The sequence below is a fragment of the Anabaena sp. TISTR 8404 genome (assembly GCF_056847745.1).
The window spans coordinates 5,804,929-5,827,028 of the sequence record NZ_CP180578.1 but is presented as its reverse complement, the minus strand read 5'-3'; the positions used below and the strand labels follow the sequence as shown (position 1 = coordinate 5,827,028).

Annotated in this window: 19 protein-coding genes; 6 read left to right on the top strand and 13 right to left on the bottom strand. The window is 40.1% G+C overall.

Translation table 11 applies throughout. The annotated features are described in order from the left end of the window. Complete coding sequence (gene tkt, locus ACMX3D_RS25380) at positions 1-2,013, bottom strand: transketolase (protein ID WP_482748558.1); 2,013 nt, start codon at positions 2,011-2,013, stop codon at positions 1-3. A 34-nt stretch (positions 2,014-2,047) separates the two neighbouring features. Here tkt and ACMX3D_RS25375 point away from each other — a divergent pair, with 34 nt between their 5' ends. Continuing rightward, on the top strand, positions 2,048-2,203 hold the full coding sequence (locus ACMX3D_RS25375; protein ID WP_482748557.1) for a hypothetical protein: 156 nt from the start codon (positions 2,048-2,050) through the stop codon (positions 2,201-2,203). A gap of 138 nt (positions 2,204-2,341) precedes the next feature. On the opposite strand, the gene fabF is transcribed toward ACMX3D_RS25375, so the two are convergent. Together fabF and ACMX3D_RS25365 are read right to left on the bottom strand one after the other, a co-directional pair. Then, complete coding sequence (gene fabF, locus ACMX3D_RS25370; RefSeq protein ID WP_482748556.1) at positions 2,342-3,589, bottom strand: beta-ketoacyl-ACP synthase II; 1,248 nt, start codon at positions 3,587-3,589, stop codon at positions 2,342-2,344. Positions 3,590-3,733: 144 nt separating this feature from the next. Continuing rightward, positions 3,734-3,985: an acyl carrier protein gene (locus tag ACMX3D_RS25365; protein WP_482748555.1), complete on the bottom strand. Its 252-nt coding sequence runs from the start codon at positions 3,983-3,985 to the stop codon at positions 3,734-3,736. 333 nt (positions 3,986-4,318) lie between these two features. Here ACMX3D_RS25365 and ACMX3D_RS25360 point away from each other — a divergent pair, with 333 nt between their 5' ends. Beyond that, positions 4,319-5,224: a CoB--CoM heterodisulfide reductase iron-sulfur subunit B family protein gene (locus tag ACMX3D_RS25360; protein WP_482748554.1), complete on the top strand. Its 906-nt coding sequence runs from the start codon at positions 4,319-4,321 to the stop codon at positions 5,222-5,224. A 209-nt stretch (positions 5,225-5,433) separates the two neighbouring features. On the opposite strand, the gene lpxD is transcribed toward ACMX3D_RS25360, so the two are convergent. The 5 genes from lpxD to ACMX3D_RS25335 all read right to left on the bottom strand — a co-directional run bounded on the left by lpxD (position 5,434) and on the right by ACMX3D_RS25335 (position 9,900). Then, positions 5,434-6,468, bottom strand: coding sequence for a UDP-3-O-(3-hydroxymyristoyl)glucosamine N-acyltransferase (lpxD, locus tag ACMX3D_RS25355; RefSeq protein WP_482748553.1), 1,035 nt, complete (start codon positions 6,466-6,468; stop codon positions 5,434-5,436). 201 nt (positions 6,469-6,669) lie between these two features. After that, a complete protein-coding gene (locus ACMX3D_RS25350; protein WP_482748552.1) occupies positions 6,670-7,743 on the bottom strand; it encodes a hypothetical protein in 1,074 nt (357 codons plus the stop codon). A gap of 210 nt (positions 7,744-7,953) precedes the next feature. Continuing rightward, positions 7,954-9,210, bottom strand: a complete 1,257-nt coding sequence (locus tag ACMX3D_RS25345) for a BaiN/RdsA family NAD(P)/FAD-dependent oxidoreductase (protein WP_482752424.1) — start codon at positions 9,208-9,210, stop codon at positions 7,954-7,956. Between the two features lie 105 nt (positions 9,211-9,315). Continuing rightward, entirely contained in the window at positions 9,316-9,480 is a 165-nt protein-coding gene (rd, locus tag ACMX3D_RS25340; protein WP_482748551.1) for a rubredoxin, read from the bottom strand. 225 nt (positions 9,481-9,705) lie between these two features. Beyond that, complete coding sequence (locus ACMX3D_RS25335) at positions 9,706-9,900, bottom strand: hypothetical protein (RefSeq protein ID WP_482748550.1); 195 nt, start codon at positions 9,898-9,900, stop codon at positions 9,706-9,708. Between the two features lie 270 nt (positions 9,901-10,170). Here ACMX3D_RS25335 and ACMX3D_RS25330 point away from each other — a divergent pair, with 270 nt between their 5' ends. Then, the gene (locus tag ACMX3D_RS25330) at positions 10,171-10,725 is read left to right on the top strand and encodes an SRPBCC family protein (RefSeq protein WP_482748549.1); all 555 of its coding nucleotides are present in this window, start codon (positions 10,171-10,173) and stop codon (positions 10,723-10,725) included. Between the two features lie 66 nt (positions 10,726-10,791). Here ACMX3D_RS25330 and crtO read toward each other — a convergent pair whose 3' ends face one another. Next, positions 10,792-12,486, bottom strand: a complete 1,695-nt coding sequence (gene crtO / locus ACMX3D_RS25325) for a beta-carotene ketolase CrtO (RefSeq protein WP_482748548.1) — start codon at positions 12,484-12,486, stop codon at positions 10,792-10,794. Positions 12,487-12,591: 105 nt separating this feature from the next. Further along, entirely contained in the window at positions 12,592-13,350 is a 759-nt protein-coding gene (locus ACMX3D_RS25320) for an LmeA family phospholipid-binding protein (protein WP_482748547.1), read from the bottom strand. 466 nt (positions 13,351-13,816) lie between these two features. On the opposite strand from ACMX3D_RS25320, the gene ACMX3D_RS25315 reads away from it, so the two are divergent. Next, a complete protein-coding gene (locus tag ACMX3D_RS25315; protein ID WP_482748546.1) occupies positions 13,817-16,030 on the top strand; it encodes a phosphoketolase family protein in 2,214 nt (737 codons plus the stop codon). A gap of 91 nt (positions 16,031-16,121) precedes the next feature. Continuing rightward, entirely contained in the window at positions 16,122-17,789 is a 1,668-nt protein-coding gene (locus ACMX3D_RS25310) for a DUF4435 domain-containing protein (RefSeq protein WP_482748545.1), read from the top strand. 88 nt (positions 17,790-17,877) lie between these two features. Here the strand turns inward: ACMX3D_RS25310 and ACMX3D_RS25305 are convergent, their stop codons facing one another. Both ACMX3D_RS25305 and ACMX3D_RS25300 read right to left on the bottom strand, forming a co-directional pair. Then, complete coding sequence (locus ACMX3D_RS25305) at positions 17,878-18,609, bottom strand: ParB N-terminal domain-containing protein (protein WP_482748544.1); 732 nt, start codon at positions 18,607-18,609, stop codon at positions 17,878-17,880. Continuing rightward, a complete protein-coding gene (locus ACMX3D_RS25300; RefSeq protein WP_482748543.1) occupies positions 18,609-19,973 on the bottom strand; it encodes a ParA family protein in 1,365 nt (454 codons plus the stop codon). Before ACMX3D_RS25300 ends, ACMX3D_RS25305 begins: the two co-directional genes overlap by 1 nt. Before the next feature lie 311 nt (positions 19,974-20,284). Between ACMX3D_RS25300 and ACMX3D_RS25295 the strand changes: the two genes are divergently transcribed. Further along, positions 20,285-21,169: a ParA family protein gene (locus tag ACMX3D_RS25295; protein ID WP_482748542.1), complete on the top strand. Its 885-nt coding sequence runs from the start codon at positions 20,285-20,287 to the stop codon at positions 21,167-21,169. A gap of 249 nt (positions 21,170-21,418) precedes the next feature. On the opposite strand, the gene ACMX3D_RS25290 is transcribed toward ACMX3D_RS25295, so the two are convergent. Next, positions 21,419-22,024, bottom strand: a complete 606-nt coding sequence (locus tag ACMX3D_RS25290; RefSeq protein ID WP_482752423.1) for a Uma2 family endonuclease — start codon at positions 22,022-22,024, stop codon at positions 21,419-21,421. Positions 22,025-22,100: the final 76 nt, after the last annotated feature.

The following is a 22,100-nucleotide window of genomic DNA, read 5'->3' as shown; positions in this document are numbered from 1 at the left end:
TTAACCCAACAATTGTTTAGCCTTAGCTAACACATTATCAACACTAAAGCCAAACTTCTCTAAACAAACACCACCAGGAGCGGAAGCACCAAAGCGGTCAATTGTCACAGTATCGCCTTCTGTACCAATGTACTTGTGCCAACCAAAGCTAGAAGCTGCTTCTACAGCTAAACGCTTGGTAATAGCTTTAGGTAGAACTGATTCTTTGTAAGCTGCATCTTGTGCTTCAAACAGATCCCAAGCAGGTAAGGAGACTACGCGCACTTTTTTACCTTCAGCGGTGAGTTTCTCAGCAGCGGTGACGGCAAGGCTCACTTCTGAACCAGTAGCAATGATGATTAACTCTGGTGTACCTTCAGAATCGAAAATGGTGTATCCACCTTTTGTTACACCTTCAATTGATGTACCTGCTAAGTTGGGAACGTTTTGACGGGTAAACGCCAACAAAGTAGGATCATTTTGTTTTGCTCTTTCAATCGCTACTTTGTAAGCACCAGAGGTTTCGTTACCATCAGCAGGGCGAATCACGGTCAAGTTTGGAATAGCGCGGAGAGAAGCTAGGGTTTCAATTGGTTGGTGGGTAGGGCCGTCTTCACCTTGACCGATGGAGTCGTGAGTCATTACCCAAATCGCCCCAGCTTGAGACAGGGCCGATAAGCGGATAGCAGCCCGCATGTAGTCAGTGAAGATCAGGAAGGTAGCGCCGTAGGGAATCAAACCTGAACCATGCAAGGCAATACCATTACAGATTGCACCCATTGCATGTTCCCGCACACCAAAGTGAATATTGGGGTTTTGGTATTGTCCTTTTTGGAAGTCGCCCTTACCTTTGATTTCGGTGAGGTTGGAGTGAGTTAAGTCAGCAGAACCACCAATGAGTTCAGGTAGAACAGCTGCCAATTTGTTGAGGCAGGTTTCTGAGTGTTTACGGGTGGGAACGCCTTTATCTTCGGGGGTGTAGGTGGGGAGTACTTTATCCCAACCGTCAGCTAGTTTGCCGCTGAGGTAACGCTCAAATTCAGCAGCTTCTTGAGGATATTTAGCTTTGTAATCAGCAAAGGCTTTGTTCCATTCAGCTTCGTAGCCTGCACCGCGTTCTACTGCTTTGCGGGTATGGTTGAGAACGTCTTGAGGAATAACAAATGGCTCGTGTTCCCAACCCAGATTTTTGCGGGTTAATGCTACTTCATCTCCGCCCAAAGCCGCACCGTGAATTCCAGCAGTGTTGGCTTTGTTAGGAGAACCGTAACCAATAGTTGTTGTCACCTTAATCATTGATGGTTTATCGGTGACAGCTTTTGCTTCTTCAATAGCTTTGTGGATAGCTTCTAAATCGGTGTTGCCTTCTTTGACATGGAGAACATGCCAGCCATAAGCTTCAAAACGCTTAGAAACATCTTCTGTAAATGCCACATCTGTAGAACCATCAATAGAGATGTGGTTGTCGTCGTACAAAGCGATGAGTTTACCTAAGCCTAAGTGTCCAGCTAGGGAGGCAGCTTCACCAGAAACACCTTCCATGTTGCAACCATCACCGAGAATTACATAAGTGTAATGGTCGACAATTTTAGCATCGGGTTTGTTAAATTTAGCTGCCAAATGAGCTTCAGCTATGGCCAAACCGACTCCGTTGGCAATACCTTGTCCTAAAGGCCCGGTGGTAACTTCTACCCCAGCGGTCATGAAGTTTTCCGGGTGTCCAGGGGTTTTGGATTCCCACTGACGAAATTGCTTGATATCTTCGATGCTTACACTGTCATAACCTGTCAGGTAAAGCAGTGCATACTGCAACATTGAGCCATGACCGGCAGACAAGATAAAGCGATCGCGGTTAAACCATTTGGGATTTTTGGGGTTATACCGCATAAAGCGATCCCATAGCACAAATGCCATTGGAGCAGCGCCCATCGGCAGCCCTGGGTGTCCCGATTTTGCCTTTTCTATAGCGTCGACAGCCAAGAAGCGGATTGAGTTAATACACAGTTCTTCGAGGGATTGGGTTGCAACAGCCATAATAAGATTGTTTTTAACGACGGGTTAGCACTCTGTGAGCTTCTCATTTACCGGGGTTGTTCGATTCCCCTACAGTATCCTCATCATCCCATTCCCGATTGTCGATGGACAAGCGGGTTCTCCTGAGTTTCTGGTAATTAATCAAGCTGAGAATTTGGTCATGCTGAACCCTTGGTTCAGCTGGGAATGATTTCTATGATACTTTTGTCTGGCACATCTGAGGAAAAGTATGAAGTGTGAAGTATGAAGTGTGAATTATGAAATCTTAATTTTCAGACTTCTGCTTTTTAGCCATTGACTTCAGTACTCAGCACTCAGCACTCAGTACTCAGTACTTCTTGAAGACTAGGGTGACATTATGGCCACCAAAGCCAAAGGAATTAGATAAAGCTACTTCAATTTTTTGGGCGCGGCTGGTGTGAGGAACGTAATCTAAATCGCACTCAGCATCAGGATTTTCGAGATTGATAGTTGGGGGAATTTTCTCGTTGGCGATCGCTAGTACAGTGGCGACGGCTTCAATCCCACCAGAACCACCCAACAAATGACCTGTCATGGATTTAGTAGAGCTAACTGCTACTTTATACGCATGGTCGCCCAAGGCTGTTTTGATCGCTTTAGTTTCGTTGGAATCATTGGCTGGGGTACTAGTGCCATGCGCGTTGATGTAGGTTACTTGTTCTGGGGTAATGCCTGCATCCTTGAGTGCTAGTTGAATGGCTCTTGCTGCACCTTCTCCACCGGGAACTGGGGAGGTCATGTGGTAGGCATCACAGGTCATACCATAGCCCACAATTTCCCCATAAATACGCGCACCACGACTGAGGGCGTGTTGCAGTTCTTCTAGAATTAAAATTCCCGCACCTTCACCCATGACAAATCCATCGCGATCGCGGTCAAAGGGACGGCAAGCATGAGCCGGATCATCATTACGGAAAGAAAGAGCTTTACACGCAGCAAATCCAGCTACAGATAAGGGTGTAATTGCTGCTTCACAGCCACCGCAAATCATGGCTTGGGCGTACCCGCCTTGAATTAGGCGGAAAGCATCCCCGATGGCGTTGGAACCTGCGGCGCAAGCCGTAACGGTACAGTTGTTTGGCCCTTTCGCACCAGTATGAATTGCTGTTAATCCAGCTGCCATGTTGGCAATCATCATCGGGATCATAAAGGGACTACAGCGATCAGGGCCGCGGTTCAGGTAAACTGTTTGCTGGTCTTCCATTACCTTAATACCGCCTACCCCAGAACCGATAATTACCCCTACCTGTTCGGCGTTTAGCTCATTAATTACCAGTTTTGCATCAGCCAGTGCTTGTTTTGCTGCTGCAACCCCAAATTGCGAAAACCGATCCATGCGCTTCGCTTCTTTGCGCTCTAGATATTCGTGTGGATCGAAGTTTTTCACTTCACCAGCAATACGACAATCATGGCTGGACGCATCGAAATGAGTGATGTAATCAATGCCATTGCGGCCGCTGATCAATCCTTCCCAATATTCAGATGGTGTGTTGCCAATAGGTGTAATCGCGCCAACACCAGTTACAACAACGCGTTTACGTATATAATCTGTCATGACTCAGTTAAAGGTAGCGAGAAAGCTGCAAATTAGAGTGCTGAGTGCTGAGTGCTGAGTTTTTAAGTAGGAATACTAAGTTAAAAAGATTCGCAAAACAATTCTTGACTACTCAGCACTTTCTACTCAGCACTCAGCACTTTCTTATGCGGATGTGGCAACTTGCGTGTTAATGTAATCAACCGCATCTTGAACTGTCAAAATTTTCTCAGCGGCTTCATCAGGAATTTCGATATCGAATTCTTCTTCAAAAGCCATAACTAGTTCTACGAGATCGAGGGAATCTGCTCCCAGGTCATCGATAAAACTAGATTTGGGAGTAATCTTGTCAGCCTCCACACTGAGTTGATCGGCGACGGTTTTCTTGACCTTTTCAAAAGTTTCCGCTTGGCTCATACAATAAAATTCCTTGACCAGTTGCTATTAGCCGCTCTTTATGAGTGACATGGTTTTTGAGCATATACATCTTATCGGAAAGCGCGATCGCCCGTATACTACCGAGGTGTTTTCTTCTAGAAAACTTCTTTCCCTAGCCCCCTAGTGGAAAATAAAGTAGTTGGACAAATTAAGCGCTCGCACACACTGTATAAATGCTTCTGCTTTCCAATTGTTACTATTTTTTTGGCTAATGTCCAAATAAATTCTTAGTGCTGAGTACCGAATGCTGAGTGCTGAGGAGTGATACAACAGTATTGTCGGGGGCAACTACCCCAACTGCAACATAATTTTATGATTTCTCAAACGCTGAAATACGCTTACTTTCCTGGCTGTGTAGCCCAAGGTGCTTGTCGAGAACTTTATCAGTCTACTCAAGCCCTCACCCAAGCATTGGGTATTGAATTAATTGAACTTAAAAAAGCTGCTTGCTGTGGTTCCGGCACATTTAAAGAAGATTCCCAATTACTAGAAGATACCGTTAACGCCAGAAATATTGCCCTAGCAGAAGCATTAAATCTACCGCTACTCACCCATTGCAGTACTTGTCAAGGTGTGATTGGTCATGTCAATGAACGACTCAAAGATTGCCAAAATAGCAATCCGACTTACATTGACAAAGTTAATGGCTTGCTCAACAAAGAAGGTTGCTTACCTTATAGTGGCAGTACAGAAGTGAAACATCTGCTTTATGCTTTGGTAACAGATTATGGTTTGGCAGAAATTACTAAGCGGGTTACGCGTAAATTAACTAATTTAAAATGTGCAGCTTTTTATGGTTGCTATCTTCTCCGCGCCCAAAAATCCATGCCTTATGATGATCCTTTCCAACCTGAAGCAATGGAAAATGTATTTCGGGCTGTGGATGCAACCCCAATTTATTATCGTGGTCGCACTCAATGTTGCGGCTGGCCGCTTTCTAGTTACGCAACTACCGAATCTTTTCAAATGGCTGGAAAGCATATTCAAGAAGCTTTAGCCAATGGTGCTGATTGTTTAGTTACGCCTTGTCCATTGTGTCATTTGAATTTGGATTCTCGTCAACCAGAAGTAGAAAAAGTGATTGGGCAGAAATTAGGTTTGCCTGTACTACATTTACCGCAGTTGATTGCTTTGGCACTGGGAATTAGTCCTCAAGAACTTGGTTTAGACAGGCACATTGTTTCGACAAAACCAGTGTTAGAAAAATTGGGATTTTAATCAAGACAAAAGTAAAAAGGTAAAAGTAAAAAGAATGTAAGACTTCAAAATATAAAAGCCAAAAGTTAGAATTGCTCAGGTTTGCTCATTAGGAATATGAGACTAGGAAAATTTCTATCTAGCAGACTCCTGATTTATTCATACTTCTGACTTCTGACTTCTGAATTCGTACAAAAAAACTTTTACCTTTTTATTTTTTACTTTTAATTTTATTGGCGTTGCAAACGTTTTAATGCTTGATACATATCTGGTAGACGACTAGTAATAGCACTTACCTTGAGATAAATTTTGTGAGGAATGGCTGGAGTACCAGAAACAATTTCTTTGGGAGAAACATCGCTGTGAATACCACTTTGGGCAGAAGCGATCGCCCCATCACCAATTTTGACTTGGTTCGCAACTCCAACTTGACCCGCCAGAATCACGCGATTACCGACTTTGACACCGCCAGCCATCCCAGCTTGACCTGCGATTGCACAACCTGAACCAATTTGGCAACCATGACCAATTTGGACTAAGTTGTCAATTTTGGTATCGCGACCAATCCGTGTTTCGCCTACTGCTGGACGGTCAACAGCACTATTACAGCCAATTTCTACGCCATCTTCTAAAACTGTGTAGCCTGATTGTTCCATTTTGAACCAACCAGTCCTGGTAGGTACAAAGCCAAAACCTTCTGCACCAATAACAGCGCCACTATGAATGACGCAACCTACACCAATTTGAGTGCGTTCGTGAATTGTGCAGTTAGCGTGTAAGGTAGTGCGATCGCCAATTTTGGCATCGGGATAAATCACTACGTTGGGATGAATTACTACATTATTGCCAATTTCGGCTCTTTCTTGTACCACTGCATGAGGGCCAATATAAACATCACTACCAATTTTGGCTGTGGGATGAATCACCGCAGTCGGGTGAATTTCTGGGTTGGGGCGATATGGTTGATAAAAAAGCGTCAGAACTTTGGCAAACAACAGTCTTGGGTCGCGTGTGCTTACCCAAACAATACCCCGTTCTTGTGCTTGAGTCTGTAAAGTTTTATCTTCGGGCAAAATTAAAGCACTGGCGTTTGTCTGACTAATTAAAGATGCAAACTTTCCACCTTCTACATAACTGATAGTCCCAGTTGTGGCTTCATCAATCGCAGCTACCCCTGTGATCTCTATGTCATGGTCTGGGTGGGTTGTTAGGCTGTTATCAGTGGTGATGTCCCCAGATTGGTGGATGATTTCGCTGAATTTCATGTTTGGGTTGATTTAAAATTCGTCAAAGGCAAGATTATTGTCTCTCGTTTTTACCTTTGGCATTCTTTAAGGATAGAAGTGTTTCCCCGACTGGATGAAGAAACGGTGAAACACTACTCTCATATATTTCTATTTAATCGTCAGAAATAAAGTAGCGGGTTTAAATTCCTCACTTATTGATTCTGAATTTTACATTCTTCTTCAATGGCATTCTTCTGGTGATGGAGTTTTGCTGTGGAGATTCTGTCGCAGTAGAATTTTCAGTTGTTGATTATCTTCAGCAGAGATGGTCTCACCATAATGATGTAGTTGGAATAGTTGGCAATAACGATTTTGTTTGGCACAAATTAAACAACCGTAAGCATGATTGCCATTTGTACCGCACAGGCGATGTCCCATCACTGGGCCAAGGGAAATATTTTGTTCACTCGCCACTGTACTGAGAATAGAACGCAGTCGAGACTCAAACTCTGATGACAAAAGTTGCTTGCGTCCTGGTTGTTTACGATCCCATTGCGGCACAATTAATCCCTGTTTTAATAAACTCTCTTCAATTTCTGGCGACATAACAATCCCAGACAAAATTACATGATGGGAAACGTAGGGCAGAAGTGTGCGTGTTAATTCCCACATTAAAGCTTCGTCAAACCATTGTTCAACTAAGGGGCGGAGATACCAACAACAGGGAATACCAAGGTTAACTAAATCTTGTAGCAGCTTGACTCGTCCTTGAATGGAGGCTTGTTCATAGCCTGGTTTCAAGGGTGGTAAACTGACAAAAACTGTGACTCGCAGTGAGTTTGGTTGCGCTAAGGTAGCTTGAAGACGTTCGAGAAATGCTTTACCTGGATGGACTTTGGTTGTGATGTAGACCATGTTGGCTGCTTGACGGTCAATCAGTGCATTGAGGATTGATAGTACCCGTTCCCGATGCGCCCCAATGAAGGGGTCGGAGTAGTCGCATAGGGAAATCGGAAAGCCTTTTTGTCCTTCTGGGGTAGCAAAAATCCGGTCTAATAAACGCTCAAGCAAGTCAGAAGGCGTGAAATTATTCTCAAAGTTTTCTGGATGATGATGCCAATTACGGTCTTGGTGGCAGACACAATAAGCACATTCGACCGGACAACGATTCTGCGCATCTGGAAGAAATGGATTGAGACTGAAGTATTTGACTGCACGTTCTTGATCGGGAATTCCTAATACAGGAAAGTTATGCAGCATATACTGACTGCCCTGCAATGTAATTTCAGACAGAGTAGATTGATAGTTTGACATACACCCTTTAAAAAATAATACAGATGCGAAAAATCGCCTACTATAGGGTGACTGTTATAAATATCGAGTGGCAATGAGAGAAATGCTTGAAAATAAGTATTAACTGTTACTTTAAATATGCTTTATACTGAAGTAATATTGCTATCTCTTCACAGTAGAAAAAAAAATAAAGTATTCAGAATTTCCGCTTTCTGAATACTTTATTTTTTATTAATTTTCTGCCATTGCTAAACCGGCTAAATAAGCTGTTGTCCAAGCACTTTGGAAGTTAAAACCACCTGTAACACCATCAATATCTAAAATTTCGCCGGCAAAGTAAAGACCAGGAATTAATTTACTTTCCATAGTCTTAAAGTTGACTTCTTTGAGGCTGACACCGCCACAAGTGACAAATTCGTCTTTGAAAGCTCCTTTACCATTAACTAAGTATTTTCCCTGAGAAATTTCTTGAACTAGTTGATTGAGGATTTTGTTAGATATTTCTGCCCAACGAACTTCTGTATTAATACTGACACGGCTGATAAAGTATTGCCAAAGGCGGTGAGGTAAATCAACGCCACGATGTAAAGCGATCGCTTTTTTGCCCCATTCATTTTTGACTGCTAAAATCTTTTCCCGGATTTGGTCTTGATCCAAATCTGGTAGCCAGTTAATTAATAAAGTGGCTTGATAGCGGTTGTCATGAAGTATCCTGGCCCCCCAAGCCGAAAGTTTCAACACAGCGGGGCCGCTGACACCCCAATGAGTAATTAACAAAGGCCCAGTTTGTTCCAACACAGGTTTTTCTGGAACCAACAGCCGCAAGCGCACTGGGTTGACGCTAACGCCGCTTAACGCCCGCAAATTAGAATCAGCAATGTTAAAGGTAAATAATGATGGGACTGGCGGTTCAATTTGATGACCGAATTCTTGGGCGATTTTATAGCCTATGGGGTTACTACCTGTGGCTAATAGTAGGCGATCGCACTTTAGAGTTTCTCCAGACTTTAAATGAATTTCAAATTGAGTGCTGAGTGCTGAGTGCTGAGTGTTAAGGGGTAGTGTTTTAACTGAGATAACTGGTGTTCCAGTCCGCAGTTCTACGTCATTGTCTTCGGCTGCATTCATCAGACAGTTCACGATGGTTTCGGAATTATCTGTTACCGGAAACATCCGGCCATCAGCTTCTTTTTTCAGTGGCACTCCGTGATTGGCAAACCAAGATACTGTATCTTTAGCTTGGAAGCGACTAAAAGCACCTCGCAAAGCCTTGCCACCTCTGGGATAATTCGGCACTAAGCCAGCAGGTTCAAAACAAGCATGAGTTACATTGCAACGTCCACCACCAGAAATCCTGACTTTTGCTAGTGGTTGACGACTGGCTTCGAGTAATATGACATGAGCATGGGGGTTGGCATTAGCACAAGCGATCGCACCAAAAAATCCCGCAGCCCCACCCCCAATAACGACAATTGTTAACGGTTGCAATTTTAAAAAGTCTCTTTTGTCAATAGTCAATGGTCATTTGTCCAAAGGTAGGAGGCTAAAGGATAAAATTTCTTTCAGACTTCAGACTTCAGACTTCATACTTTATTAAACTTCCACTGGTTCAAATTGATCTTTGGTTGCGCCGCAAACTGGACACACCCAATCTTCTGGGATATCTTCAAATGGTGTTCCTGGGGTAATTCCACCATCAGGATCACCTACTTCTGGATCATACACGTAGCCACAAACAGTGCATTCGTAAGTTTCCATTGTTTTATCCCCTGATCAGTTATTTGGATGGTTTCTCGATAGCGTTTTGAATGGCAAGTTATAATCAGCACACTTTTACGTTCAAAGAGAAACCAATATCTCTGGGTTTTCTGCTAAAAATTACTAAGGTTTAAAAAAATACCTAAAGTTAGATTTCTGGCAAAGGAATAATCTTAATTAAGTGAGATTACACAATTGGTAAAGTAGGATTATGCTCAGTATAGATCAGAAACGCCACCATGTTCTCTGAGCAAAACTAATAACTCCCAGAGCGATCGCACCTAAAAAAAATAGCCAAATAATGCCTCCTGGCAGAAAGGTGAGAATACCAAAACCTCTGAGAATCCAAATGGCGATACCAATGCCGAGTAGAATACCAAAAGCTTGGGTTAGCCTACGATTTAAAGAAGATTGACTCATTTAATTTGCCTTTGATTCAAAATTTATTACACTTCTATATTAGAAGTAGGGCTATTTTTAGAACGGCTTAAATGTAGATTTTATTAAATGTAATCATAAATACGAATTTAGCAGTGATTTCACAGAAAAATGAACTGAAATGATATCAGTTCCGGAAAATTGAGTTAGAAAAGTGGAACTAAAATTTGAGTGAGCTGATCTAAAGCTTATTCGACGGTTGATGAGTGTCAACTCTGGAAGTGTGGCAAAGTGAGGAGTGAGTGTATTAATATGGCTGCGTCTCATATTTCAGACCCAATTATTGCAGGTTTAGATATGGCTTGGAGCGATGACAAGCGAAGATTGCTGATACAGGGCGAAATTTTGGTAGAAGCGCGATCGCACACGGCGTGGGGTGGTGCAGTTACTGCATGGATGTATGTGCCAATGGTGCGATCGCAGGTATGGCAGCAACTCACAGATTACCCTCGGTGGGTGCAATATTTTCCTGACATCACCAGAAGCGAAGTTTTGCACAGAGGTGAAGTTAAGCGCTTATACCAAGCTGCACAAAAAGCCTTTTTATTTTTCACAGCCCAAGTTGAAATTTACCTCAACGTTGTGGAAGTGATTGGACAACAAATCCACTTCCGCATGGAAAGAGGTACTTTTGATGATTTTACTGCCTGCGTAGATTTGAAAGATTTTGGTAACGGTACTTTGCTGGCTTATAACGTGCAAGCTACACCCAATATTCCCATCCCTTCAATTTTTATTCAACAAGCAATGAATTTTGAGCTACCTGCGAATATGCGTAGAATGCGACAGGTATTGTGTAAGCAGTAATAATTTATTTCACACAAAGGCGCAAAGGTACTAAGAAAAACTTTGCGCTTTTGCGCGAAACTATTCCTAAATAATCCCAAACACAGATCCAACAGTTGATTTAATTGAATCTCTGGCATCCTTCAATGTCTGAGTAATCGGATGCTTGGACTGTAAAAAGACACGCGCACAATTACGTCCTGGCATCCCGGAAATCGAACCACCTGGATGAGTCCCCGCACCAGTTAAAAAGAGATTATCAATGGGGGTTTTGTAGTTAGCGATTTCTGGCAAGGGACGGAAAAATACCATCTGATCTAGCGTCATATCAACGTGGTAGTAATTTCCTTTATACGCGCCTAATCTTTCTCCCAATTCTGCGGGACTTTCCACACGTCGGGCAATGGTAGCTGTTTTAACATTAGGTGCATAAGTAGCTAACTTATCAACTACCTTGTCAGCAACTTGATTTTTCAATTCATCAGTCCAACCAGTACCTTTTAAGCCTGTACCTTCAGCACCTGCAATTTGATAAGGTGCAAAAAACTCAATCCAGACAGTATGTTTGCCTGGGGGTGCTAATGTGGGGTCAAGGTAACTTGGCATGACCACATACATAGATGGATCAGAATCAGGGATTTCTCCCAAGGTACACTTACTATGAGCTTGTTCTACATGAGCAACGGAATCTGCAATTAAGATAGAACCAACAAGATACTCATCTTTGTGCGCGTGGAAAGGAAAGCGCAGTGGTTCATCTAAAGCTAAATCTATTTTGAGGATGGTTTCGTTGTTGTTAACAATGCGACGTTCTAATCTTTCCCACAAATCAGGATCAGCTGAGTCAATATCGCTTTTATCGGTCATTTGCAAGAACAACCGCTTGGCATCAATATTAGAAATTACACCATATTTCGCCCGATATTCTGTGCCACCAGCAACGCGGACACCAACAGCTTTACCATCATCAATCAACACTTTTTCGACGTGCTGATCTGTGAGAATTACACCACCTTTACTAGTAACTAAATTCACCAAAGCTTTGACTAATGCACCAGTCCCACCGCGCGGTCTCGCCATACCAGGATTATGACGCATTGCCATCATAATTGCACCGATCGCAATGGTTTTTTGTGATGGTGGCGCACCTAATTCTGATGCTAATCTTGCTAATGGCGCTTTTAAAAATTCGGAATCAAACCACTCATTGAGTAAATCTTCAGCACTGGTCATCATGTTGCGAATAAAATCCAGTGTTTTATTTGGTGAACCAATCACTGAAAATAAATCTCTGAGTTTGGTAATGTCGTAGTTACCAGCAATATCTATAATTGATTTTGGCGGTGCATTAAACATCGGAATCATTGCTCCGATCGCCCGTTGCCAGTAATCAGTAAATTCGGCATATTTCTTAGCATCTCGTTCGCTATAACGAGCAATTTCTGCACAAGTTTTCTCTAAAGATTTATGTGCTAAGAAATACTTGCCATCGGGATGAGGACAAAACACTACTGGGTCACATTCCAGATATTCTAAACCGTATTTCTTCAGTTCTAATTCTTCAACTACTGGCCCCAAGTGAATAAATTCGTGGTCAATAGCACACAAATTAAATTTAAATCCAGGGGCTTCTTTGGGTAAACATTCTTCAGTTGTTGCTGCACCACCAGGTACAGAACGTTTTTCTAACAGCAGAACGCTATAACCAGCTTTGAGCAAATATGCTGCACAAACTAGGCCGTTATGTCCTGCACCGATAATTACAACATCATACTCTTGCATATTGCTAGTTTAGAATAGAGTGGCTTGCTAATATTACAAAGGGTTAACAGAAATTACAACATTGATTGTGTTTAATCGTCTTCAACCAATATTGTGTTGGATTTTCTAATTAGAAATTTCCGATAGAGAAGCAGGTATTTGTTGCATTTTTGTTTCTATCAAAAGTATCAAATTATGCATTTTTAACTCCATATCGATAATTTTAAATTTAGTTCCTTCCCAAAGAAAATATGGTAAATTAACTAGTTCTTTAACTTTTTGCATCAAGGCTAAAACTAGTTCTAAAGTTACGCCCTCTCCTTGATAGCAATCGAAACTTTCTAGGATGATCGGGGATGAACGAGTTCGTGGGCGAAATCTGGCTGTAAAACCAAGTAGATGAGTAATACCCTTTGCTTTTATTTGTGTCAATCCCTGGAATTGAATTTTGTTATTTCCAGGTAAAGTTAATTGCATATTTTGCATTTCAAAGCTAATAATTTCGCCTTCTACATTCAAGCCGTAATTTTTTGCATAATTCCTTACAAATTCTGAGTTTAATGCTTGATTAATATCTGATTCTGTCATGACAATGCGGGCGATCGCATTTACTGGCTCATTCAGTTCAATCTGTCCAAAAATCGCACTTAAAGGATTTACCGTAATACTATCTGTTTGCAGTTTGATCTCTTGAACACGGATGTTTTCTTTAATAACTAATCCTTGTCCCTTCAGTGAAACTTTATCCGCTTGTCCTTGCACTATCTTGAACAAATCAGTCTGCACATCGACATCAATTTGTTCAGCTTCATCCAGTTGGTTGGATAGCCTGCGTTCGGCTTCCTGTGAGATTAACTGTTCTTCCAACCTGCGTTCTTCTGGCATGAATTTCTTATCTCATAGCGTTCCATAATGGTTACTTTAAACTTTACATAGCCAAAAATGGATCTATAGGATGGTATATACAGGTGGGATGAGAGGGAACAGGTAACAGGTGACAGTAATAGGGAAATTCCAATACTGAATGAAAGGTATTTGGATAATGAGATGAAATTAAAAAAGCAAATATTAACTTCACGAAAGCATAAAATATACGGGTTCAATTTGATTTTTGAATCAGTAAGGGTGAGTTGAAGAATATCATTAATTGCTAAAGATGTTTTTTGTGAACCTTCCTCTCATCTTGCTTTACTGTTTCCTGTTCCCTGTTCCCTATCACCTATAAATCATTTAAACTACTTATCCTGTGGTTGCAAAAATGCAATAAACTGTGACAACCCTAAAGATGTAAAATTTCTGTTAAATTCAACGGGCATCTACAGTTTCACTTCATCCTTATAAGGTATTCAGCATGACAGCAATTACACCAAAGGCATCTTCCGCGCTTCCTGATTTTTGCGAAGGAATTCAATATTTTGGCGAAGCGTTACCAGATTTTGCCACTTATGGTGCTACACCTGCGATAGATTCAGATAAAGTAGCGATCGCATCTCCTACAGATAGCGCAGCCGTATATCAAACTTTACTTGCTGCTGATGCCTTGCGTTACCTGACATTGCAAATCACTGGTAGTAAAGCATCAGGACATCCAGGCGGGTTTGCCAGCCAAGCGGAAGCATACGCAGCGTTAGTCATGCTGGGCTACAAAAATATTATTACGGAAGTCGGACACCACGCCCCTGGATTTTATAGTGCCATGTTTTTGGATCGTTCCTTAGAAGACATGGGCATTTTTACAGTACAACAATTGCGCGATCGCTTCCGCGAAAAGCACGGACTTTTAGGACATCTCTCCGGCTACATTCCTGGCATTCTCGCACCCGCCGGGCCTTTGGGACAAGGGCAACACTTTGCAATGGCGGCTGCACTCCTCCACCGTGACAAACTTTTCCCCTTCACCCTTGGTGATGGTGGACTGGGTGAACCATACATCATGAGTTCAATGGCACACTTTAACACCGCCTATCCCAGCGTCACCAACTTCTTACCTGTGCTGGTATGGAATGGGTACAGCCAAGAACATCACAGTATGGTTTCCCTCAAAACCAACGAAGAGATGAAAGCATACTGGCAAGGTAACGGTTTTGAGGAAGTCATTCTCGTAGATGCCAAAGAATTTGACGACCAAAATCAACCAGGAGACTATGTTGATAGTACCGCCTTTTCCTTTGAGAAACGCCTCGCCTTTACCCAAGCTGTATTAGTAGCTGTCGATAAAGCAGCACGTTCCGCACTTAGCGGTAAACTCACCGTATTTATTATCAAACAACTCAAAGGCGCAGGCGTTCACGCCAGAGGTGCAAAATCTCACAACTTATATCCTAAAGACACCCTAGATGCACCTCACATTGTCAGTGCATTGCAAGCACGCGCCTTATCACCAGAGGCTTGGCAAATAGTCAGAACCAACGCCGAACGTGCTGGTGGCGGCCCCGCAGCTAAAACTGTCGTGACAGAATTTGAATTAGAATTACCAGACTTAGGCGAATTGCCATTAGAAGAATATGCAGTTAGTGGTGAACCCAAAGTTTCCACAACTGCAATGGGAAGATTAGTTGGTATCGTCGGACAAAAAGATAAAAATTTCCTCGTCACCAACGCTGACGGTAACGAAGCATCAGGAATTGGCAACATCAACCAAGCCTTAAAAATTATTCACCCCACAACCGACGACTTATATAATCAAGCACCAAACGGTCAAGTTTATGAACCATTAAGTGAAGATGCTTGTGCAGGTTTAGCCGTTGGTTTATCACTCATGGGTGCGAGAAGTTTGTGGTGTTCTTATGAATCTTTTGCCATCAACGGGTTACCAATTTGGCAAACAGTCACCCAAGCAATGGCAGAATTACGCCGTCAAACTCCCTCAACAATTACATTATTTACTGCTGGCGCATTAGAACAAGGTCGTAACGGTTGGACACACCAACGTCCAGAAATTGAAGCCTACTTTGCATCAATGATGCGGAATGGAAATGTCTTCCCATTATTCCCACCCGATGCTAATAGTATTCAAGCGTGTTATGACTGGGCATTGAAAACAAGAAATAAGGGAATTGTCATTACTGCGAGTAAGTCACCTTTGCAAATTCGCACCACATTAAAACAAACTCAGCAAGGCTTAGAAGATGGTGCAATATTATTGCATGAAATTGCTGGTGATAAGCAAGTTGTCTTTGCTGTTGTTGGCGATATGACATTAATTCCTGTATTTGAAGCAGCAGCTTTCTTAGAAAATGAGGGTATCGGGGTGAAGATAGTTTCTATTATTAATCCCCGTCGTTTATATCGTCCTAATGATGTTGCTTGGGATACTTGTTCAGAAGCCGATGGTGGTTTTATTGATGATGCAAAATTTGCTGAATTATTTGGTGGTGATGTACTAATTGGTGTAACTGGTGGTGCTGCGGCAATGCTAGAACCAATTATGTTAAGAAGTAACAGCAAGCGCGATACTTTTGCCTGGAAACGTGGGGAAACTACAGCCAGTGCTGGTGAGTTGATGGCGTTTAATGGTTTGACTGCTGAGGCGTTGACTAAGCGGGCTATTGAGTTAGTGCATTAAATGTAATACCCCATCTAGGTTGACACTTGGATGGGGATTATAATTAACTAATAAATATTTATTGCATCATTTTGAAATCTTCAATATATTTATGGAAGGAAAATTTAAATTAGAGTTGCCTACAAGGACAGGTGGAAAAGAAGAGTTATCAACTAATAGTAGTTTGTTATTTATAGGTGCTAATGGCTCAGGAAAAACTCGATTAGGCGTTTGGATTGACTCAGAAAATCCAGAAAAGGTACATCGTATTTCAGCACAAAAATCATTATCAATGCCACACACAACAACACCTCTATCTATCAACCAAGCAAAGCTTACTTTGCTGTATGGATATGCAGATGTTAATGATGATAATTTTAGTGAAAGTTACAAATATTATAAACTGAATCAGCGATGGAATGACAAGCCAGCTATTTCGTTACTGAACGATTTTGACAAATTGATGAGTTATCTGTTTTCTGAACAAACGGAGAAGAATGCAGAATACCGGAACGCAGCACAAGCAAGTGAAGAACGTATAGAACCTCCTACGACTAAACTCGATAAAGTCAAAGAGGTTTGGGAGAAAATTCTTCCCCATCGACAATTAATTATTAGTGGTTTAGGAATAAAAACTAAAGTTCGAGACTCCTTAGACAACAGTTATAACTCTTCTGAAATGAGTGATGGAGAAAGGGTTATATTCTACCTGATTGGCCAATGTCTAGCAGCACCTGAAAATGGGATAATTGTTATTGACGAGCCGGAGATTCATTTACACAAATCTATTCAAGCTCCTTTGTGGGCTGAAATTGAAAAATTACGCCCAGACTGTCTTTTTGTATATCTTACTCATGACGTAGATTTTGCCACAGCACAAGAAAGTGCGGAAAAAATATGGCTGAAGTCCTATGATGGTAATAATTGGGATTGGCAACGGATTGAAAAGGTAGATGGTTTACCAGAAGAGTTGCTTATCCAAATCCTTGGTAGTAGAAAGAATGTCGTTTTCGTTGAAGGCGAAAATGGTAAGTTTGATGCAACCTTTTACAGATCACTACTTAGTAATTTTCTTGTGATTCCACTGGGTAGTTGTACACAAGTTATCCAATCTGTTAAAGCTCTTAGAGCTAGTAATCAACTCCATCATTTGGAGATTTATGGAATTATTGATAGAGACCGAAGAGTTGAAAATGAAATTAGACAACTTTTGAACGATGGCATTTACGTTCTAGAAGTCGCTGAAGTAGAAAACTTGTTTTTGACTCCTGAAATTTTAGACCTTGTTAGCCAAAGACTTGCAAGAAATCCCGACGATGATTTTAAAAAAGTTTCTGATTTGGTTTTCAAACAACTTAAATCAGAAATAGAAACGCAAATATCACTAATAACTGTTAGTGAAATCAAATTTAGATTAAATCTATTTGGCGACAAATCTAAACTTCAAGAAGTTGACGACAAATCTAAAGAGGAGATAAAACTTCAAAAAGCTTTGGATAATCTTGTTCAAGATATTAATATATCTGACATTTATAACTCTAGCAAGATCATTTTTGAAAAAATAATCGAAACGAAAAATTACAAAGATTTACTAAAGTATTTCAATCGTAAAACATTGGCTAAACAGGTGAGCGAGTGTTTCGAGTTCAAAAATGGTAAAAGCGATGAACCTGGTCAACTTATTGAATTTGTTGTTAGACTGGCCAAAAGTAGTGACCAAGATGAAATTAAAAATCGGCTGAAAAGATACTTTGGTGAGTTTTCTCAGCACATGTACTAAAGCTGAAAAATTGGGTTTCATAGTAACATTTATAAAATTTATATTGCACTTCTTAGTTACTACAATTTTGTAGTATTCATTCAGTAAACTAATCATCTAAGTATAAATTTTCTATGATCTCAAGCATTTTTTTCTCACCTATACCTTTCTGTATTTTTTTTCCATGAGGAATTTTAACTCTCTCTATCACATCTTGTAATGATTGAAACTGCTTTTTTTCGCGTTCATCTATTACTACTGCTGCGATCCGATTAGCTCTTTTTGGTTGCAATCCAGTATTCCGTAGTTTAGCAGCAATTTTCTCTACACTTAATTTTTTAAAAAACTCTAAAGGTTCAACCCTATCATTTAGCTTCTTTCTAAGCTCTTTGTTTTCATTTTCTAACTTTACTTTGGTTGTTGACTCCTCTAGTAATTGTTTAGCAAGCTTATCTAAGCGAGATTCTAAATTGTTTAAAAATTTCTCTAAATCTTCTGAAGTTAAATTTATCTTTTCTGAAGCCTCATCTTTTTGCTTTCTAAATAATTCAACTTGCTTAGTTAAATTTTCCTCATTTTCAGGCTCAATAATAAATACGCCAATCATCTCACCTTTACGTGGATCTATTTCTCTAGCTCTAGCCGCAGCATAATACTCAAAATCTCCATCTACAACCTCATAAGATTGCAAACCATTTCTACGAACTACAATAGGGTTAATGACTCCTTCAGAATCTAAAATCAATTGAGCAGCGTTTTCTAAATCATCCTCTGCAAAAAGAGAGCGAGGAGTATTAGAGGTAATTTTTTTGATAGCAACAAGTGATGTGGATAATTTCATTAAGCCATCCCGATTTTTTGTAATACTTCTATAGCTAGTAGCTGAAATTCCTGTGCTGATGTTGAATCAGGTTTAAAATCTAGTACTGAGATAGGATCAGCTATTTCCATATCTCCAATAATTTGAATTTTCTCGGCACACTTAGCCAAATCATCTCTTTCGTAAATCACAGTATCCATTACATCAACACCATATCGGCTAGAAATTTTTTCTATACGATTCTTTAATGTTGATTGCACAAACTTAGCGTTTGTCGAGATTTTACAAGGCAAAACTCCTATAACTTCAATTGTTGATTTTCTGATCTGTTTTCTAAACGCATTAATAGTTTTGACAAATTCTTTAACATTAGTTAGTCCTTGATTGGCAAATGGTTTTAAATCAGATGGAATAATAAGATAATCTGCGGCTATCAAGGCAATTTTGGCATACAAATTTAAAGAAGGCGGAGTGTCAATGAGTACAATATCATATTCATCTTTTACTTCTTCTAGTTTCTCAATTAGTATAAGTCGGCTGTAATCAAGTGCATTTAGTTCTGTTTCTTGCCTAATCAAGTCTATGTGTGCAGGAACAACATGAATTTCTGGATTACTAAAATTGGATTTTCTAGCAACTTCTGAAATGGGATAAAAATCTTCTGATGATAAGACATGAAAAATATTAGAGTCTTTAATATCATCAAACTCTTCGTCATCAAATTTAACTAAACCAGTAGCAAAGGTAGTATTCGCCTGACTATCTAAGTCAATTACTAAAACTTTTTTACCTTTCTTTCTAATAGCAGCGGCTAGATTCACTACAGTAGTAGTTTTTCCTACTCCGCCTTTATTATGGTAGACAGCAATAATTTTCATTGAATTTTGCTCCTTGATTTCAAGTTGATGAATATCTGGAATTACTGGAGTTTCTATTTTCTCCAGAGGTTCCTTATGCTTAAAACTATCTCTACCAATCAAAGCTTTAATTTCTTCTATTTTTATCTCTACTTCCTTCCCGGAACAAGAAAAAACTAACTTAATATCATCGCCTAATTTTTCATAAATTCTAATTTCTTTACCGTTGGTTAATAATCCATGTCTCACATTTAAGCTGGTTAAATAATGCCTAAGTCTCAGAAAGTGATTATTTAAGTTTTGTTTAGGATGCTTTGCTTCCATCACCACACTCAATGGCGAGTTAGCATCTATAACAAAGGGTAAGACTTGTGCTGCAAATGCTAGAAAATCTAAGCGGATGCTACCAACGGCGACTTCTTGATGCCAGGTATCGGGAGTATATCCTAGCTGTGGTAGCAAATATTGGACTATGAGTTTGCTTTCAACTTCGCTTTCGTTACGGCACAACTCAGGATTGAAAGCCAAGTTCTTTACCTCTATATAGTTTCGTTTATTGAATCATGCTTATACGTGTTTGATTCTGACACAAGATTACTTATAAAGGTAGTGTATAAATATTTTTTAAGTATTTGTAATCAAAAGAAATATGATTTAACTCTCGATATACCTAATTCATGGTGGCTTCTATAATTTTTCTAGCAAAACATACTGCGCTGCTAGAATCTGACAGTTTTTATTTTTGACTTCCCACAAATGTTAAATTTAACGGAAGTTTCAAGTGTTCAGGATGGGTGTACGCTACCTAGATGGGAATGCGTCATCAGAGGAATTAACCAATGGGATATGTAATTGCTACTGCCAATATGAAAGGCGGCGTTGGTAAAACAACAATTACCGTCAATTTAGCTACGTGTTTGGCGAAAAATCATGGTAAGCGGGTGCTTGTCTTAGATTTAGATACTCAAATCAGTGCCACACTCAGTCTGATGTCGCCTTTGGAATTTGCTAAGCGTCGCAAAAACAGAAAAACGTTTAGATATTTAATAGATGAAGTCATCAATCCAGAGTCCAACCCAACACAGACGATTAAAGATATTATTCAAGAACAAGTCTGCGGACTTCCAGGACTAAGTTTGTTACCAGGAGATATCGATTTATATGATGAGTTTGTTGTGTCAGAAATGCTGCATAAACAAACCATTGCTTTTGGTGAACAAAATTTTGAAGTAATTTGGAATCGCTTTGAGAGGGTGTTAATAAATAACATCCTCAAACCAGTGCGGGATGAATATGATTTTATTTTGTTAGATTGTGCGCCTGGTTATAATTTATTGACTCGTAGTGCTTTAGCGGCTAGTGATTTTTATATTCTGCCAGCCAAGCCAGAACCATTATCTGTAGTGGGTATTCAATTGTTAGAAAGACGCATTGCTCAATTAAAAGACAGTCACGAACATGAAGCGAAAATAGATATTAAAATGTTAGGAATTGTTTTTAGTATGTCTACTGCTAATTTGTTAAGTGGTAGATATTACAAACAAGTGATGCACCGCGTTGTAGAAGATTTTGGTGTAGAAAAAATTTGTAAGGCACAAATACCAGTTGATATCAATGTGGCGAAAGCTGTTGATAGTTTTATGCCTGCTGTTTTAAATGCACCGCAGTCGGCTGGTTCTAAGGCTTTTGTGCAGTTAACTCAAGAGTTGTTGCAGAAGTTGTAATCGTCATTTGTAGAGACGTTATATATAACGTCTCTACAGATTTACATGATTAGAAAGTTCTAGCTAAGGCAGAAACGCAACGTTCGCATAATAGGGGATGCTCTACTGATTCTTCCATATAGGTTAAGTAGTTCTAGTAACGTCAATCAAAGCTAACAGTTGAACTATTATGCAATAAAAAGCTATTTATTTGCCGACGTTAAAATAATGGATAGAGGCTTCCTCAAGTTTCTTTATAATATTATCCGCTTACCAAATTTGACTTAAATCTAAAATAAATCCTGGTAATATATCTTCACCGCTTAATGTCGAAGGATTATCTAATTCTTCTACAGTTTGTTCAGGATGATAAATAAATACTTTGTGTTGTTTTCTATCTATTAACCAACCTAATTCTGTACCATTAGCTATATATTCTGCCATTTTTTCTTGTAATGTTTTCAAATTATCTGTCTCTGAACGCAATTCCACTACAAATTCAGGACAAATAGGCGCAAACTTTTTTCTTTGTTCTAAAGGTATTGCTTCCCATCTTGCTTTTTTTATCCAGGCTGCATCAGGAGAACGCACTGCACCGTTAGGTAAGGTAAAACCAGCACTAGAACCAAAACCTACACCTGTACCATCTTGCTTTGTCCATATCCATAATTGACCAGTTAAATTAAAATTGCGTTCATCTGTTTCTGAACCTGTAGAGGGCATAATCAATAATTCTCCAAGGTGATTACGTTCAATGCGAAAATCACGGTTTACCTGACAGAAATCAAAAAATTGCTCGTCACTCACAATTATGTTTGGTTGCATTTTCAGCACCATTCCTAAGAAGTCTGTGGTTACAGGTGATTGGGTATTCATCATCTTGGAAAATATCAATTTATACATAAACGTAGAGACGTTTCATCAAACGCCCCTACATTCATGTTAAACCTGT

Excerpts from the sequence above, each read along its gene's own strand:
- tkt (WP_482748558.1), bottom strand. The coding sequence starts at position 2,013 with ATGGCTGTTGCAACCCAATCCCTCGAAGAACTGTGTATTAACTCAATC.
- fabF (WP_482748556.1), bottom strand. The coding sequence starts at position 3,589 with ATGACAGATTATATACGTAAACGCGTTGTTGTAACTGGTGTTGGCGCG.
- ACMX3D_RS25365 (WP_482748555.1), bottom strand. The coding sequence starts at position 3,985 with ATGAGCCAAGCGGAAACTTTTGAAAAGGTCAAGAAAACCGTCGCCGAT.
- ACMX3D_RS25360 (WP_482748554.1), top strand. The coding sequence starts at position 4,319 with ATGATTTCTCAAACGCTGAAATACGCTTACTTTCCTGGCTGTGTAGCC.
- lpxD (WP_482748553.1), bottom strand. The coding sequence starts at position 6,468 with ATGAAATTCAGCGAAATCATCCACCAATCTGGGGACATCACCACTGAT.
- ACMX3D_RS25350 (WP_482748552.1), bottom strand. The coding sequence starts at position 7,743 with ATGTCAAACTATCAATCTACTCTGTCTGAAATTACATTGCAGGGCAGT.
- rd (WP_482748551.1), bottom strand. The coding sequence starts at position 9,480 with ATGGAAACTTACGAATGCACTGTTTGTGGCTACGTGTATGATCCAGAA.
- ACMX3D_RS25335 (WP_482748550.1), bottom strand. The coding sequence starts at position 9,900 with ATGAGTCAATCTTCTTTAAATCGTAGGCTAACCCAAGCTTTTGGTATT.
- ACMX3D_RS25330 (WP_482748549.1), top strand. The coding sequence starts at position 10,171 with ATGGCTGCGTCTCATATTTCAGACCCAATTATTGCAGGTTTAGATATG.
- crtO (WP_482748548.1), bottom strand. The coding sequence starts at position 12,486 with ATGCAAGAGTATGATGTTGTAATTATCGGTGCAGGACATAACGGCCTA.
- ACMX3D_RS25320 (WP_482748547.1), bottom strand. The coding sequence starts at position 13,350 with ATGCCAGAAGAACGCAGGTTGGAAGAACAGTTAATCTCACAGGAAGCC.
- ACMX3D_RS25315 (WP_482748546.1), top strand. The coding sequence starts at position 13,817 with ATGACAGCAATTACACCAAAGGCATCTTCCGCGCTTCCTGATTTTTGC.
- ACMX3D_RS25310 (WP_482748545.1), top strand. The coding sequence starts at position 16,122 with ATGGAAGGAAAATTTAAATTAGAGTTGCCTACAAGGACAGGTGGAAAA.
- ACMX3D_RS25305 (WP_482748544.1), bottom strand. The coding sequence starts at position 18,609 with ATGAAATTATCCACATCACTTGTTGCTATCAAAAAAATTACCTCTAAT.
- ACMX3D_RS25295 (WP_482748542.1), top strand. The coding sequence starts at position 20,285 with ATGGGATATGTAATTGCTACTGCCAATATGAAAGGCGGCGTTGGTAAA.
- ACMX3D_RS25290 (WP_482752423.1), bottom strand. The coding sequence starts at position 22,024 with ATGAATACCCAATCACCTGTAACCACAGACTTCTTAGGAATGGTGCTG.